Annotated in this window: 8 protein-coding genes; 7 read left to right on the top strand and 1 reads right to left on the bottom strand. The window is 49.5% G+C overall.

Annotation, left to right across the window (positions count from 1 at the left end; genetic code table 11):
* A partial coding sequence (locus MXE39_RS05245; RefSeq protein WP_247073839.1) for a transposase occupies window positions 1-1,702 on the bottom strand: 1,702 nt, incomplete at its 3' end.
* A gap of 628 nt (window positions 1,703-2,330) precedes the next feature.
* On the opposite strand from MXE39_RS05245, the gene MXE39_RS05240 reads away from it, so the two are divergent.
* From MXE39_RS05240 to MXE39_RS05210, 7 genes are all read left to right on the top strand, one after another.
* Complete coding sequence (locus MXE39_RS05240) at window positions 2,331-3,278, top strand: LacI family DNA-binding transcriptional regulator (RefSeq protein WP_246978067.1); 948 nt, start codon at window positions 2,331-2,333, stop codon at window positions 3,276-3,278.
* A gap of 1,554 nt (window positions 3,279-4,832) precedes the next feature.
* On the top strand, window positions 4,833-6,305 hold the full coding sequence (locus MXE39_RS05235) for a multidrug effflux MFS transporter (RefSeq protein ID WP_246978066.1): 1,473 nt from the start codon (window positions 4,833-4,835) through the stop codon (window positions 6,303-6,305).
* A 1,514-nt stretch (window positions 6,306-7,819) separates the two neighbouring features.
* Window positions 7,820-8,734, top strand: coding sequence for a flagellin (locus MXE39_RS05230; RefSeq protein ID WP_246978065.1), 915 nt, complete (start codon window positions 7,820-7,822; stop codon window positions 8,732-8,734).
* Window positions 8,735-9,151: 417 nt separating this feature from the next.
* Window positions 9,152-10,117, top strand: coding sequence for a flagellin (locus tag MXE39_RS05225; protein ID WP_246978064.1), 966 nt, complete (start codon window positions 9,152-9,154; stop codon window positions 10,115-10,117).
* 312 nt (window positions 10,118-10,429) lie between these two features.
* On the top strand, window positions 10,430-11,395 hold the full coding sequence (locus MXE39_RS05220; RefSeq protein WP_246978063.1) for a flagellin: 966 nt from the start codon (window positions 10,430-10,432) through the stop codon (window positions 11,393-11,395).
* A 402-nt stretch (window positions 11,396-11,797) separates the two neighbouring features.
* Window positions 11,798-12,580 carry a DsbA family protein gene (locus MXE39_RS05215; RefSeq protein WP_246978062.1) on the top strand — a complete coding sequence of 261 codons (783 nt, stop codon included), beginning with the start codon at window positions 11,798-11,800 and terminating at the stop codon, window positions 12,578-12,580.
* 163 nt (window positions 12,581-12,743) lie between these two features.
* A complete protein-coding gene (locus tag MXE39_RS05210; RefSeq protein WP_246978061.1) occupies window positions 12,744-13,277 on the top strand; it encodes a hypothetical protein in 534 nt (177 codons plus the stop codon).
* The last annotated feature ends 1,219 nt before the right edge of the window (window positions 13,278-14,496 follow it).

Below are 14,496 nucleotides of genomic sequence, written 5' to 3'. Positions count from 1 at the left end.
TCTTTTTCTTGCCAAACAGAGAATCGATATGAGGCAGCTTCCTTACCTGTGAAATAGCGGAATTTACGCGCAAATCAGCAATCTCATTAGCCATTGCCTGAAGACAAACAGTGGTTATACCAAGATCATCAAGGATTTTCCTGGCAGACTTGAACGTTGCTCGCGTGATGGTTGGGAGCTTTCCCTCCTCACCAATATGAACCTGAACCTCTTTCAGACCATTAATAATCGAGTTGATGTTAGATGCAGGAGTGTCTGCTGCGTATCCGATAAGTGAGCGAATAACGCATGCTATGAAGCTGCAGGCAATTCGTGCATTTATGCCCTCGTCAAAATGAGAGCGCAGAGTGTCATGGCCAATTTGGGACTTTTTAACAGAGAAAGTCTTCTCAACACAGTCACGGGTGCTGTACATGGCATAGGCTTCTGCCGCATCCAAAGGTACGGAGGAGGCAATGGAGAAATACCCCTTGGATCCGCAATCTCTCTGTAGCTGCTCGCGATCCAGATACACCTCATAACCGCCAGAGTCATTGCTGACAATTTGCACAACCTGACTGAACTTAGGATTGATTGAAACACTGGTCTTGCCATTGGCGATAAGACCCTTGGCCCGCTCATACTCGAGCATTGCCTTATCCATATGATGGATGAAGCGTTCTGCCCCATTAACTCCATGAAAGAACAGGGAAACATAGGACTCCTTATCGCTTCCTCTGAACAGCTTTTGTTTCGAAGAAACACCAAACAGTCCGCCCTCTTTAACTCGGGTGTTGACCTTGAAGTAAATCTCGGCAGAGTGATCTTTCATCATGCTCTGATGTGCATAAGTCTCGCCTTTGAGCATCATGATCCAGTTATAGCCAAGGCTTTCAACCAGGCTGATAATCTCATCACCATTGAAACCTCTGTCAAGAATGACGCCCTCAACCTCAATGCCTGCCTGTGCAAGAAGCTTGATGATCTTTTCAAAGGCAGTTGCATCTGTCATGTTGCCACGGTTTACGAGCCAGGTTACAGGCATGTTAATCCCGGCTGCAACAGCCCATATCTGGGCAACAATGTTGGATGAGGTACCCGACTTTGACTTACCCTGGGCAGCAAGCTCAGATTTCGTGGCCTTACAGTCATCATTAGTGCCGTCGACTGCAAGCCATACCTTCTTGATAGAGAACCTGTCACGGCAGGCATACAACCACTGTTCTCTTAGAGTCGTTATCTCATCACTGTCAGTTGAGTTGAACTCACGTGAATACCATGCATCATCCTTAGGCTTGATTGAGAAAGTTGCATTCTTTCGGGCATAGTAAGGGAAGTGAGTCAGAGCATTTGTGTTCTCGCTAATGTTGAACAGGGCGTAGTCCATGAAGGCATTGCCTTTCTCTGGGCCAAATGCAGCCTGAACAGCCTGATATAGACCACTGCTCTCTGAAACTGCCAATGCAGACGCATAAAGACCTAATGACAGGCTTTGATCCTGCTTTTTATCGGGGCCATAGTGAGCCTCCCAGAGGTCACTGTGCATCCTGCGAAAGTTATCGTTTGGATGCATGTTGCCATTGGAAAGCAGCTGGCCAATGATGTATCGACGCCTCTTGCCAGAGGCGTCCCTGTAGTAGACAGAGACCTCATTAGTTTTTCTGTCAGGCGTAGCAAAGTCAGGTACAGATATTTCGTGCAGGTTTCGATAAATATAGCCCATAAATATGCCCAGGATAATTTTCACGGAACGTGAAAATATTCTAGCATATTTTAATGTAATATTTCAAGTGTTTTATTATATAAAAAATACTTTATTTATCTTGAAAACCAGGTAAATTTATATGAGAATTAAAGTAGTATCCTTTGTAATTGTTCACGGTTCTATGCAAAATTAGCGTATATAATGCCTCATAAGTAACTGGAAAAGATCTGACCTTCCCTGGTGTCTTTCCTGCAAACCAGTTTGCTTCTGCATACAGCAGCTGTTTAATCGGCTATTGCGTATGTCAGCGTTACCTGAGCGTTTTCAGTTGACAGGTTCACATAACCTCTTCAAATTGATAAAAGATGAATTAACAGGAACAGAACAACACCTGAGTGCAGTCGCACACAGTTTTAACCAGGGATATCAATGCTGCTGGCCAGATCACGACGTAATATGCCCCGGGCATGAGGGCACGCTGGCCTGATAGCAGTTTATGCCATGACAAAGGATGGCAGCTGTAAATAGCAGGATTCTGCTCTGTAAGCCGTTTACTTACGGGCAAGGAGCCGGGTGCATACTGTAAGCAGGACCATGGTTAAGGTCCGGGTCAGTTAGATTAATAGTATTGTCAGAGGTCGTTTAGATGGGCAAGGTTTCTCAGATTGCCAAAGAGCTGGGTATTTCAGCAGCTACCGTTTCACGAGCAATGTCTCGTCCCGAGATGGTTGCCAGAGCAACCCGTGAACGTATTCTCGACAAGGCCAAGGAGCTGGGCATAGATGTGCCAATGGCGCGCAGCATCAGCCAGGGCCAGCGACTTCTGGGTATTATCGTTGCTGATCTGAGTAACAACTTCTCTGCAGGCATCCTCAAATCTGTTACTGAACTTGCTCAGGCTGACGGTCTGCAGATTCTCCTTGGTGTAACCAATGAAAGCCCTACTGTTGAGCGCAAGATTATTTCTGATCTCAATCAGTTCTCCTTAAATGGTCTGATTGCCATGCCTACAGGTATCAGTACCGTACCTCTCATCGAGTGCCGCAATGTCGTTGCCGTCGATCGTCCTTTTATGGGCCGGGAGACCAAGTGTGCTCTGATTAACAATCAGAAGGTGGTTCAGATTGCAGTTGAGCATCTGCACTCCAGGGGGCACAAGCATATTGTCTATCTGTCTGGCAAATCCTCTCTGTACACCTTCAAGGAGCGCCTTGCAGCTGCTCAGTCATACGACAATGTAGAATGCATTGAGCTTGATGCGCTGGAGTACAACGATCTGTACACCAAGGCTTTTGAAATAGCCAACATCATGCTTACCCGCCACTCCAATCGTCCTACAGCTATCCTGACTGCCAATAACGCCATCACCTCAGGTGTAGCCTATGCCCTGAGCCTGAGAAATGTTCCAATGCCTAAGGACATGGCTCTGGTATCAATTGGCGATCCTGAGTGGTGCCGCTTCTTCCCAACCCCTGTTACTACAGTCAAGCTGCCTGAGGAGGAGCTCGGCTCTCTTGCCTACGAGATGCTCAAGCGCAATGACCACCGCGTGCGCTTCATTGAGCCAATGCTGCTGCCACGCGCTTCCAGCTGATTGAGTCCGCGCCGCTGCCACGCACATCCAGCTGATTGAGACGGTGCGGCAGCGACGCTCCGCCAGCTGATTGAGCCCACGTTGGAGCGACGCCTCCCCAGCTGATTGAGACGGTGTTATAGCGACGCGCCTGCGGTTAATCACAGTTGTACGGTATTAAGCTTTGCAGGAATTGCTGAGCTTTCTTTTGTCTCTTCCAATAGCGATGGTGGCTGGGAACACAGGCCGCTCAGTGTCAGCATGCCACACCGCAGGAGAGCCTGTCTGATCCAGGCATTGAGATGAGAGGTCGTCACAACCATTGAGGTAACATGATTTTAATCGGTTGTGGGCGATGGAAGCGCCTGTTAATCAGCATGGTGTTAATGATCATCAATCGTTTTAGTTCGCAATTGTTTTGCGTGCATTTGCAGGAAGCCCCACGACTTTTACAAATGATCTGAAGCTTGTATACAGCCCCCAAAAGAGGCCTCTCTGCTGGGGGTTTTGTCATTTTTTAAGGCCAGACCCCTGATCATATGTTCACTGTTTTGGTGAAAATTTAACAGTGTGCACTTTTGCGAAAAGGCACGGTTTGCTGTGCTGCCCAAAAAATTTTTTAAATACCTGATTGAATTTTTCTTGAATATCAGGCGTTTTATAATTATCATATATACAACATCAACAATCGTAATTCTATGCAACCGTTTGCATTAGTTCACGTAAATGCTGAAGCTTGGATCCCAAAAACCAGCAATCTTGTATATAATGCGAAATCATTGACTACCATACCAGTGTTTCAGTGAAAGCACAGTCTATGGGCCTGCAGGGCGCAGGAAGTCAATGTATACACTGAGCGTCCAGTTTACGCCTGTGTAATGATACCTATCTAACGGATCTTTCGGATTTAATCCGTGTCACACACCGTTTCCCGTACAGAGTTCGAGCACCTTCCGGTATCAAATCGTCCCTGACCACCACAGCAGTTCAAAAACCTGCTAAGGTACTTCCAAAAAGGCCATGCATTGCCCTGACTGTATACTGACCGCATTATTGTGGTCCGGAAATTTCAGGCAGGCAATCCTTTAGGGACAGATGATCGAGGTCAATATCAGGACCTGACATTATGCCTCAGGGCATCAATGTTATCTGGAAAGTGTATAGCTCCCTGCCATACCTTAAGCTCAAAACAAAGCCTGCCAGAATTCCTTAATTGCCCCTGAGATTATTCCTGGTCAGTGGCCGTCTCCTTATACTTTGTTTCAAATTTCTTTGTACTGCTGGCAGTAAAGCAGTCTGTTCGTGTGAAATCAGGCTGCAGAACAAAATGATTCTCTGATTAAGCTCAGTGACCAGATTTAAGACAGTCGGTTACCGGATATTGTAGTTGGTCCTTTCAGAACAGTTCCTGTATTTTCAGCTGTTAACAACCAGACACGAATAAATAAGCCTTGAAATTTAGTATTTTTGAGGCCTGGACCTGTATGCATCCAGTGCCTCTGAGCATAAGGCTCTGCTTCGGTCCATTAACAGCCTGCACTCAGCTGTTTTCTGCCAGATATCGAGTGATGATTTATGCAAGAAAGTTCTGACAAGAAGTCAGCCGCTGTCGAAAACAACAGCGATCCGTCTGTATCAGGCCAGTCATCTGACAGAATCAGCAACAACGGCAGCTCCAGTGCTTCAGCTGCCCAGGACATGCCTGGCAAGGTTAGCAAACTCAGTGTGGGAGGCATTATCCTCCTTGGAATGCTGGCCGCCTTTGGTCCTGTTACAACAGACCTCTATCTTCCGGCCATTCCTGAGATTACCCGTGATCTGGCAACAGACGCCGCAAGTATGCAGCTTACCCTGACCACCTCCTTTCTGGGACTTGCTCTGGGACAGCTGATTATCGGACCGCTTTCAGATGCTTATGGTCGCAGAGTACCGCTGCTTACCTCCCTGGTAGTTTTCGTTATTTCATCAGTCTGGTGTGCCTTTGCCGCTGATGTTCATCAGCTGATCACCGCCAGATTTTTCCAGGGTCTTGCAGGAGCCGGAGGCATTGTTCTGTGCCGTACCATTGCCTGTGATCTTTACAGCGGAGCCGATCTGCCCCGTTTTATGTCACTGCTTATGACCATCAATGCACTGGCGCCTATTCTTGGACCAATAGCCGGCTCAGGCATTGTAGCTGTTTTTACCTGGCCTGCTGTTTTCGTATTCCTTGCCCTGTGGGGTGTTGCTCTGATAGGAGGTACGGTTAAGAACGTACCTGAAACTCTGCCAAAGGAGAAACGATCAAGCCATCTGCTGGTTACTTTAAAAGAAATGCTCAATGAGCTTACCAATGGCCGTTTCCTGCTTTACTCCATGGCACTGTCTTTCATCATGGGCTCATTTTTCGCCTATCTGGCAGCTTCGCCATTTGTCTTTCAGTCTATCTTTGGGCTGAGCCCTTCAGGCTACTCACTGGTATTTGGTATCAATGCTTTTGCCATTACCGTGGCAGCCAATATTGCAGGTCGCGCAGTACGCTTTGTAAAAGAAAGAGCTATTGTTACTACAGCCATTGTCGTTCAGTTTATTTGCTGCCTGGTCTTTGCAGGCATCCTGATTACCTCATATGCCAATATCTATAACATTGCCGCTGTCTTTGGTGTATTCGTGTCCATGATGGGCGTTGCACAGACAGCCGGTTTCGGCATAGTAATGGGCTCTCGCTCTGGAGGTTCGGGCTCTGCAGCAGGAATTTTTGGTGTTCTTACCTTCTTCTTTGGTGCTCTGACCACACCTCTGGTAGGTCTGATGGGAGAGGACTCCATGGTCCCGACACTGTTGACCATGTTTGTCTGCACCATCATGGCTTACGTATGCTTCATCACTGCAAGCCGCTGCAAGAACAGCTCTCTTGCTGATCACGAAGCTGAAAACGAGGCCCGTGAGCGTGCCCAGGCTGCCGCAGCAGCCGAGGCTCCAGCTGACTGTGTGCCAGCCGACGCAGTTCCGGCCTGCGCCACTGTTGAGGCCGAAGTTCAGGACGCTCAGCGCCAGAACAGAATATAGGTAAAACCTCACAGATTGACCTTAACAGGTACCTCGCCACTGCCACCGGAAATGGCAATTTACAGCCCGGCAGGTTGACCTGTCGGCCAGCCCTGCCAAGCTCATGGGCCCAGCGCCAGGCAGCAATGCCTGCCAGTTCAGGGTTTTACCTGTGCAGCAGCTGCAGCTGAGCAGGGAGAGGTACTTACAGTTTTTACAGTGCTAAAAGCATTAACATCAACACTAAAACGAAACTAAAAGAGTTTGAAAAGCTCTTTTATCGCTCAGCCATGCTGCCAGACATTCAGCCATTGATCTTTCCGGTCATTCATCGCCATGCCATGTCATGCCGTGCCCTGTAACCCAGGGCCGTGCTGTCAAATGCCATGACATGCCGTGAACCGCCATGCCGGGAGCGAAGTCTGGTCACGCATATTCTGAGCAGGTGAACAATTATAAGGATACGGTCTGTTCCGGTTTAAGAATTAAGATTTGTTAACGACCTCACCAGCACTCCAGTAATCCTGGCTCAAAGCAGGGCCACTGGAGTAAGTAAGGGCCCAGCATAGGCCCACCGCCTGACCTTACAGGCATTTTTCCTGGTGATAAAACGTTAATACAAGTTTCTGATAAGAAGACAAAGCAAAGCCATCTTGGTGCATCAGTGCCAAGGTGGCTTTTTCTTTGTGGCTACCTCAAACCGGGATCTGTTCCCAGACCCATCCCGGATCGAAATCGCACCGCCACACGGTAACATGTGCCCACAACTCATCAGCTCAGCCCACAACCTGCCACCTCCTGATCATCTACTGTAAGCAGCGTGGCCAGCCATACCCGCCTTGCTGCAAGGTCTGACCTCATTTGACCATGAAAAGATTGGCTGCATTGTCAGGTATGAGCTTTAATCCCATTTAGAAAGCAAAACAAAATTCGTAATAGCAAAACAACTACGGCTGTTGTGCACCTGCCGCAGTCGGACAAATACTTTACAAATACTTATCTTTGTCAGTTTGCTTTGAAGGACATGTGATTTTGCTTGTGCTTTACAGAACGAAGCATAACTCATTGCTCCTGGTTGATGTTTTGTCGAAAACTGATCGAAGTGCAGGCGATTTTGTCTTTTGCCATCATAAGTATGAATCTGCCGTACATGTAAACAAGTTGCCACTTAGGCGCCAACTGTGCCATTAAAGCCCGATAAGTGGCCGGTCAGGGGCATGTCTAAGCCGCTTTGCGCAGTCTTTGACGTATTTGCTCGCAGTGATTACCGTTATGGCGCATGACTGTCCGGCAGGGGCATAATCTGGTAACACGATACAATTATTTTTGACAGCTGAAGTGGGACGGATCTGAATGCTCACTAAAACAAATGAAGTAAATATGCTGTTTTATAAATTATTTTTCAGGTGTGGCACGCCAGCTGCAATATGTCCTTATGTTGATGTGGGGATAACCCATTTGTTTTAGTTGTTAGTTATCAGTCGTCAGGACGATTTGCAAAACCGTTTAGGTAAGCCTGACATGAGAGAAGAATCATGGCTTTATACGTAAATACCAATGTCAGCTCCATCAATGCTCAGCGTAAATTAGCAAACTCGACCCTTGCACTTAACACCAGCTACCAGAGACTGAGCTCTGGTCTGCGCATTAATTCAGCCAAGGATGATGCCGCTGGTCTTCAGATCTCTGACCGACTGACCTCCCAGATTAATGGTCTTAATCAGGGTAACCGTAATACTAACGATGCCATTGCTCTGGCCCAGACCATTGAAGGTGCTCTGGACGAAACCACAGCAATGCTCCAGCGTATCCGTGTGCTGGCCGTACAGTCTGCTAACGGTACCAACTCTGCCAGTGACCGCGCTGCACTTCAGGAAGAAGTAAGCCAGCTGTCCCAGGAAATTACCCGTATTGCCAAGCAGACCACCTTTGCCGGCAAGGAAATCCTCGACGGCGCCAAGACCGGCCTCATCCCGGCCGATGGTGTCCTTAAGTTCCAGGTAGGCGCTAACGCATACGACACCCTGCAGATGCACTGGTCCCAGGCCTTCACCATGACTGGCCTCATCTCCCAGGTTCTTAGTCAAACAGCTGTAGTGGCTGGAACTCACGGACTAAACAAGTCCAATGGTCAGTATGTTTGGACCATTTCCACTGCTGCTCTGGCAACTGCTACCCTCGATAATATTGACAAGTACATTCAGGCTGTAGACTCCAAGCGTGCTGAGCTTGGTGCTTTACAAAACAGAATGGAAAGTACTATCCGTAATCAGGCTTCTATCTCTGAAAATGAAGCTGATGCACGTTCAAGAATCAGAGACACAGACTTCGCTGCTGAGACTGCTGCCCTTACTCAGAACAATATTATCCAGCAGGCTTCTCAGACCGTACTGGCCCAGGCAAACCAGCGTCCTACTATCGCTATCAATCTGCTCAGCGCAGGCCAGTAATTCATACCAGTTTCTTCTTCTCTCTTAATCTCGAGGCGGGTCAGTTGACCCGCCTTTCTTATTTGTACGCAGGTAACTCAGACTTACGTGCACCTGGGGTACGTGCACGCGAGCTTTTGAAAACGTTTGCGGTTACTGTACGCATAACGTCATATTTGTGATTTTGCAAGTATGGGGATACTGTGCAGTTGCCGTAGCTACGGGCTTTTTGCCGCCTGTGGCAAGGGTTGATAGATATAAGTTGTATGGAAGTGCAGACAGCTTTCAGGCAGGTGATTTATATCGTGTTTATGTGCATTGGCACGCTAAGTGCTAAATAGAGAGCAGGAGAGTCTCGTACTCCCACAGTATTATTATTTGCAGGTCAGGGCTATGCAAAAGTCCCGTTAGAGGACACCTGATCAAGAGAGAAGCAATATGGCCTTATATGTAAACACGAATGTAAGCTCAATTAATGCTCAAAGAAAGCTGAGCAATGCAACCCTGAGCCTGAATACAAGCTACCAGCGCCTCTCCTCAGGCCTGAGAATTAACTCTGCCAAGGACGACGCAGCCGGTCTTCAGATCTCCGACCGTCTGACCTCCCAGATCAACGGCCTCAACCAGGGCAACCGTAACACCAACGACGGTATCGCTCTGGCCCAGACCATCGAAGGCGCCCTGGACGAAACCACCAACATGCTGCAGCGTATCCGTGTGCTGGCTGTTCAGTCCGCTAACGGTACCAACTCAGCATCCGACCGTAAGGCCCTCCAGGAAGAAGTTACCCAGCTCTCCCAGGAAATCAACCGTATCGCCCGCCAGACCACTTTCGCAGGCGCCACTGTTATCAATGGTAAGAACAATCCTCAGGGTCAGGGCCACTTAAAGGTCGAAAACAGTCTTATTCCGAACGATGGAAAGATGGTTTTCCAGGTGGGCGCCAATGCTCACGATACTCTTACCCTCAACTGGGCCGATCCATTCACTTTGTCTGGCCTGGCTAAGATGGCGGGTTTGGGTGAGGCTAAGAATATAGCTCAAAATAAGGCTGCAGCTGAGGGTATTGTAATTGATGGCGGTGATAAGTCACAGGTGCGCTGGACTATTTCCTCAGCATCATTAGCTACCAACACCCTGGCAAACATCGACAAGGTAATCCAGGCTGTAGATTCACGTCGTGCTGAGCTGGGTGCTTTACAAAACAGAATGGAAAGTACTATCCGTAACCAGGCTTCCATCTCTGAAAATGAGGCTGATGCCCGCAGCAGAATTCGCGACACAGACTTCGCCTCTGAGACCGCTGCCCTGACTCAGAACAACATTATTCAGCAGGCCTCCCAGACTGTTCTGGCTCAGGCCAACCAGCGACCAACTATCGCTCTGAGCCTCTTAGGCCAGTAATCCCCAGGGAAAATTACTTTTCTCTTGGCAATAAGGCGGACCCCAGGTCCGCCTTTTCGCGTTTGTGGGCCTGTAAATCTACAACTTGCAGGAAATCATAATGGTGGGTGCTGCCGGACACGGGGTCGGGCCTGGTGTTGTGTTGAAGTGTATACCGCTTTCAGGCAGGTGATTTATGTCGTGTTGATGTGCATTGGCACGCTTAGTGCAAAATGAAAGCAGGAGAGTCTCGTACTCCCACAGTATTATTATTTGCAGGTCAGGGCTATGCAAAAGTCCCGTTAGAGGACACCTGATCAAGAGAGAAGCAATATGGCCTTATATGTAAACACGAATGTAAGCTCAATTAATGCTCAAAGAAAGCTGAGCAATGCAACCCTGAGCCTGAATACAAGCTACCAGCGCCTCTCCTCAGGCCTGAGAATTAATTCTGCCAAGGACGACGCAGCTGGTCTTCAGATCTCCGACCGTCTGACCTCCCAGATCAACGGCCTCAACCAGGGCAACCGCAATACCAACGACGGTATCGCTCTGGCCCAGACCATTGAAGGCGCCCTGGACGAAACCACCAACATGCTGCAGCGTATCCGTGTGCTGGCTGTTCAGTCTGCCAACGGTACCAACTCAGCATCCGACCGTAAGGCCCTCCAGGAAGAAGTTACCCAGCTCTCCCAGGAAATCAACCGTATCGCCCGCCAGACCACCTTCGCAGGCGCCACTGTTATCAATGGTAAGAACAACCCAACCGGCACCGGTCACTTAAAGGTCGAAAACAGTCTTATTCCGACTGATGGAAAGATGGTTTTCCAGGTTGGCGCCAATGCTCACGATACTCTTACCCTCAACTGGGCCGATCCATTCACTTTGTCTGGCCTGGCTAAAATGGCGGGTTTGGGTGAGGCTAAGAATATAGCTCAAAATAAGGCAGCAGCTGAGGGTATTGTAATTGATGCTACAGCCAAGTCAGAGGTGCGCTGGACTATTTCTTCAGCATCATTAGCTACCAACACCCTGGCAAACATCGACAAGGTAATCCAGGCTGTAGATTCACGTCGCGCCGAGCTGGGTGCTTTACAAAACAGAATGGAAAGTACTATCCGTAACCAGGCTTCCATCTCTGAAAATGAGGCTGATGCCCGCAGCAGAATTCGTGACACAGACTTCGCCTCTGAGACCGCTGCCCTGACTCAGAACAACATTATTCAGCAGGCCTCCCAGACTGTTCTGGCTCAGGCCAACCAGCGACCAACTATCGCTCTGAGCCTCTTAGGCCAGTAATCTCCAGAGAAAATTACTTTTCTCTTGGCAATAAGGCGGACCCCAGGTCCGCCTTTTCGCATTTCAGGGCCTGTAAATTCACAACTGGCCGGGGTCAACCTGTTATTTGCTGTCAGACACGGGGCGCGTCTGGCAGGGCCAGGATGCTGTTTCTTTTGGCAGGGGAGGCGTTAGTCAGGTTTGCTGGAGTTACGGTTTTATCGGGCTTAATTGTGCAGCTGTGCCTGTGCTGTCCAATCGGTGTTAAGCTCTTCGGGCAGTCCTGGCATTGGTGCTGGTGCGGCAGCGCTGGCCTTTCTGGCGTGTGCAGTGCACAAAGTGCACCTTTTGGCATTAAGACTGTAGAAACAACAGCCCAATGGTGATAATTTAGAGGGCACGGTTTTTTAAATAGGGGTAGTTATGCTCAATTTCTCCAGCTCCAAGAAAGTTTTATCCACTGCTGCTGCATGCATGGCCGCTTCAGCCCTGCTCAGCTTTTCTCCATTAAGTCACGCTGCTGAAGAGCCTTTTACTGCAGAGCAGAAAAAGGCAATTGAGACCATGGTGCATGAGTATATCGTGTCCCATCCTGAAGTTCTGGTCGAGGCTGCTCAGGCTCTGGAGTCACGCAAGATGGCAAGCCAGGAGCAGGCTCTTGATGCTGCCATTACCCACTTCCGTAATGACAAGAACACTCCTGTCCGTGGTGACCGCAAGTCTCCGCACTACCTCATTGAGTTCTTTGATTACAACTGCGGCTACTGCAAGGTAGTACGTCCATTTACCAAGAAGCTCCAGGAAAAGTACAAGGTAGCAATTCATTATGTTGAGCTCCCTATCCTTTCTCCTATGAGTATGCGTGCCTCTGCCATTGGTCTTGCTCTTTACAAGCAGGATCCTGAGAAGTACCTCATCTATCAGGATGAGCTTATGAATCCCAAGTCCCGCATCACCTCTGAAGATCAGCTCAAGGCTGCTGTAAAGAAGGCCGGTGCTGACTATGACAAGATCAACGCCATAGCAACTGACGATCCTGCTGTTGGAGACACTCTGCGCAAGAACATGGAAATCAGCCAGCAGATCGGTCTGCAGGGCACTCCGTTCTTTATTCTTGATGGCAAGGTTATCCGTGGTGCTGTAAAGGACTTCTCAGTCTTTGAGGAGATCATCAAGCAGGCTGAAAAAGAGGCCAAAAGCAAGTAACTACAGGCCAGGTCCCTGAATTTGCGGCCTGCGTACCCTGTGTGCTGTCGGCGCATCAGGCGCCGCATGCCTGGCAGATGTTCCTGCGTCGCCCCGTTTGACTGGCGTTTCTGAGGCTGCTCAATGGGCGGCGCCCGCGCTCAATGATAATTAAGGAGTTGTCGTGAACTGGTTGCTTATCCTTGCCATAGCAGTACCTTTTCTCTTTGTCATAGGAGTTATCAATAACGCCGTCAAAGACCAGCGCAAGCTGGAAAAGGGCAAGCTGCAGGGCTTTCTTGAGAAAAGGGCCGGTATGACTCCTGAGCCTTACGATGATGAAGATGAAGACTGGGGACAGACCCGTCACGATCTCAAAAAGGCAGTTGAGCAGACGTCCCCTGAGGCTCAGCAGGGCGCTGCAGAACGCGCCATCAAGGAGGCCAAGGAAGAAGTGCTGCGCAGTGAGGCTGAAAAGCAGGCTGCTGTTGCGGCAGCCGCAGCAGCTGCAGTGGCCGCCCGCGAAGCTGCAGCTGCTGGCAGGGATGCTCCTGTTGCTGCAGGCACGGCCACAGGTACCTCTGGCGGCAGAAGCGTGGCAGATGAGCTCAATGGCAATAATCCAGCGCTCAAGGCCACTCAGGTTCATCATGAACCTCTGGGCAATACTGAGGCATCTGATGCCAGCTCTTACTTCTCACGTTACTACAAGCAGTAGCCATCCAGGCATGTCAATGACCTGCAAACAATCAGGGCTCCTCTCCATACGGGAAAGGAGCCCTGACTGTTTCGGGACGCTGGTAAAGACTGCACTTGCAATTATGGGATTGCGACCGGTCTGCACGTATCGTCCGTGGTACGGCCGGCTGCATCCCTTCTGTACGGTTTCTTACAGTCGCAGCGCTGTGGCAGGCACGCTCTTACTCTTTAACCTTTAGCCTGTATGCTCTTACTCTGGTGCCTGTGTCATGGTGGCAGCAATCAGACTGGTAAGGGCCTTGATATGGGGCAGTTCTGCCTTGCGCTGCGGGTGCTCGCTGCCAATGATGGTAAGCAAATGACTCTTACCGGGTATCTGAACTTGCCAGGCATGAGCGCAGTAGCTGTCCCAGAGCTCCACTGCTGCAAAGTGATCATTGAGACAAGAGCCTGGATGCCAGCATTTAATCAGTCCCTTAACAAAGGGCTCATACCAGCTGGATCCTGCCAGCATTATCAAGTGAGTAGGACTTAGCAGATCCAGCTCGCATTTGAGTATCTGCAGGCAGTCAGCAAAGATAAGGCTCTTCATTCCTGGAGGTGGATTGCCAGACATGGGGGCTGCTTTATACAGGTTGGTCCAGCCTGTGTGATGAGACCAGGTAAGGCCGTCATCAGGATCCGGGTCAGAGTAAAAGTGCCCGGCTGTAGCACTGATAACACGCCAGAATGGCGAGCTGTTGCATCGGTAATTTCCTGCACTGCGCTTACAGTTGCTGCGCATATCCCTCTCAACCCATGTTATCTGACTGGGCAAATTAAAGATGCAGTCAGGGCCGTACTCTGTATCAAACAGCGCCTCAGGATCAAGGCAGCTTGTTAACCAGCCATTGGTTGCCCGTCCACAAAACAGCAGACGCGGCCTCACCGTCTGATTGAGTATTCTGTCCTTATTTTGGCCACAGCTGTAAGCTCCCGCCTCTGTACCCGTACCTGCATCTGCTGTGTGTGCTGCCCCGGCACCATATGCTGCGGCCCAGTGAGCAGTATCAGCGCTCACACCATAGTCGGCAGCCCTGTACACACCATCAGCGCCCGCACCATACTCTGTGGCCCTGTGCGCAGCATCAGCGCCCACACCACAAGTCGCGCCAGATAACCCATAAGTATGCATGGCAGTACCATTAGCAGGTATGAGTCCCTTTCCCCACTGCATAACAAAAGGACAAACATCCATG

Source organism: Anaerobiospirillum sp. NML120511 (assembly GCF_023050955.1).
Lineage (GTDB): Bacteria > Pseudomonadota > Gammaproteobacteria > Enterobacterales > Succinivibrionaceae > Anaerobiospirillum.
The sequence above is the reverse complement of the archived record's forward strand: the minus strand, read 5'-3'. Positions and strand labels throughout refer to the sequence as shown.